The sequence below is a fragment of the Desulfonatronospira sp. MSAO_Bac3 genome (assembly GCF_003838035.1).
GTDB classification, from domain to species: Bacteria; Desulfobacterota; Desulfovibrionia; order Desulfovibrionales; family Desulfonatronovibrionaceae; genus Desulfonatronospira; species Desulfonatronospira thiodismutans.
Genome location: NZ_QYZY01000230.1, coordinates 1 through 2,091 on the forward strand (window position 1 = coordinate 1; position 2,091 = coordinate 2,091).

At 51.4% G+C, this 2,091-nt stretch carries 3 protein-coding genes and 1 pseudogene; all 4 read left to right on the plus strand.

Annotated features, from left to right (window positions below):
- The coding region (locus tag D5S03_RS07855) for a prepilin-type N-terminal cleavage/methylation domain-containing protein (RefSeq protein ID WP_287043366.1) at positions 1 to 424 on the plus strand (424 nt) is incomplete at its 5' end.
- 92 nt (positions 425 to 516) lie between these two features.
- Positions 517 to 933, plus strand: a complete 417-nt coding sequence (locus D5S03_RS07860) for a PulJ/GspJ family protein (RefSeq protein WP_287043368.1) — start codon at positions 517 to 519, stop codon at positions 931 to 933.
- Positions 902 to 1,669: a PulJ/GspJ family protein gene (locus D5S03_RS07865; RefSeq protein WP_287043369.1), complete on the plus strand. Its 768-nt coding sequence runs from the start codon at positions 902 to 904 to the stop codon at positions 1,667 to 1,669. Before D5S03_RS07860 ends, D5S03_RS07865 begins: the two co-directional genes overlap by 32 nt.
- Positions 1,641 to 2,091, plus strand: a pseudogene (locus tag D5S03_RS07870) (hypothetical protein); the annotation flags it as partial. The gene D5S03_RS07865 and the pseudogene D5S03_RS07870, both read left to right, overlap by 29 nt.

The following is a 2,091-nucleotide window of genomic DNA, read 5'->3' on the forward strand; positions in this document are numbered from 1 at the left end:
ATGGCGAGTGGGAGAGAGAAGAGAAAGAATCACGGATCAGGAAGGGGCTTTTTCCGGTAAAGCCGGGCTTTCCCTGCTGGAAGTCATGGTTGTGCTGATAATCATGTTGCTGGGTATGGGACTTTATCTGGGGATAAATTACCGTCAGCAGGAAAGCCTTGAAGTCAGAGCTTTTGCCTCTGAACTGGGGAGGTTTATGGGTGCGGCGGGGAGCAGTGCAGTGGTGAACGCTACAGACAATGCCTGTGTGTATGTGAAGGCTGACAGGGAGGTTGTAGAAAATCTCAAGGGTAGGTCCATCACTGTCCCGGATGGAGCAAGGATAGTTCTGCCAGAAGATCCCGGGGCAGAAGAATTTGTTCTGGCATTTTTTTATGCCGACGGCTCCATGGGCGTAGCTGATTTTTTTTTTGGAATCAGATGAGATGATATTCGTACCCCGCAGTGATCCCCTTTTGGGCAGAATAAAACTTGTGCATAAGTAATATCTTGAAAAACAGTTACAGCAAGTGTTTTGTGGGTTTCACCCTGATGGAGGTGCTGGTGGCTCTGGTCATTGCCGGGCTGGTGGTGGGTGTTTTTTTTCAGGTCCTTGCCGCTGGTCTTCGACTTGAATTCAGGTCAGCTGAGGTTGTCCGGGAAGTGACAGAGATCAGGCGGATCATGGATGCGCTGATGGCCATGGATGTACAGGACAGCGAATTTGCGTGGAGTGGTGAAGACTTTGGTTTAAGCTGGTCTCTTGGCATAGAGCCGGTGGAAACAGTGCATAAAAGAGGTGACTTGCCCGAGGAAGTAAGGTTGCCCGGAGAACTGTACCGCTATGTTCTGGCATACTCCATGGACAGAGGACGTCAGGGCAGAATTGTTCGCTATGTCTGGTATGAGCCGGGATTTTTTCATGAAGAGTTTAAAAGGACCCACTTCAGATAACTGCCTTTCTGCCCGGTCACGCGGCAAAAGCTCCGGATTTACCCTGCTGGAGGTGGTCATCTCCATGACCATTATCTCCATGCTGGTCCTGGTTCTGTACCAGGCATTCTCCATGGGCGTGAGAATCTGGGAGGACAGACACGGACGGCAAGACGAGACCCTGCGTCTGGAAGCGGCTACAAGGCTTTTGAGAGCCGACCTGACCCGGGCCGTACCCTACAATATTTTCTGGGAGGAAGGGGAGGCTCTGCTTTTTGCCGGAGGACCGGGCGCAATGTTTTACGTCACCAGCAACGGGACAGGCAGTATATCCGGGGCAGGGGAAGGTCTTTATTTTGCCTGTCTGTATGTTGATGTCTGTCCGGAAAAACAGGAGAAATGCCTGTATCTGTCCAAGTCCTCCCGCCCGTCTCCGGATTTTGTTCAGGAAGCCACTGCCTTCAGATCTGCAACTGACTTCAGCAGGGAGAGCTTCAGTCCGGACAGCCATATGGAGCGCAAAAGCATCCTTATGCTGGAAGGGATCATAGAGGCCGGGTTCTTTTATACCAGTGAACAGTATTTTCCCTTTGCCGGGGTGCCTGATCATGGCCTGGAACGCTCCGTGCAGGAAAATGAGATAAGTTTTGATAGGCACTGGGTGGAGAATGTACTCCCAGGTCAGGTGCGGATTTCATTGCTGCTTGAAGGGCAGGAGTATATTATTCATGTGCCTGTATCCCGGGTTTCATTTTAGGTTTGCACTTAAAGTATCTGCGCAAACAAGAGAAGACAAGGGCTTCATCCTTATTGCCGTGTTGTGGGTATCCCTGGTCTTGTCCGTGGTAGCCATGAATGCGGCCACCAGTTCCAGGCTGCAGGGGATTCAGGTGCAAAATATCCTGGAGATAATGAAGCAGGAGCATCTGTTGTATTCCGGACTGGCCCGGGGAAAGCACGAATACCTCAAGTATGAGGCCAACAGGGCTTTGGCGGAGAACAGGGAAATCTGGGAAGTCATTGCCGGTGAAGGTCTTGATCTGTGGCATCCCCGTTTTGAGCCTTACGAGATCCGGGTGGAAGATGTGCCTCTGGCCGTGCAGATCCGGGATGTGCACGGCCGGCTGAATATAAATAATGTCCAGCTTTATTTGCTGGAGGAAATCCTTGGCCATTGCG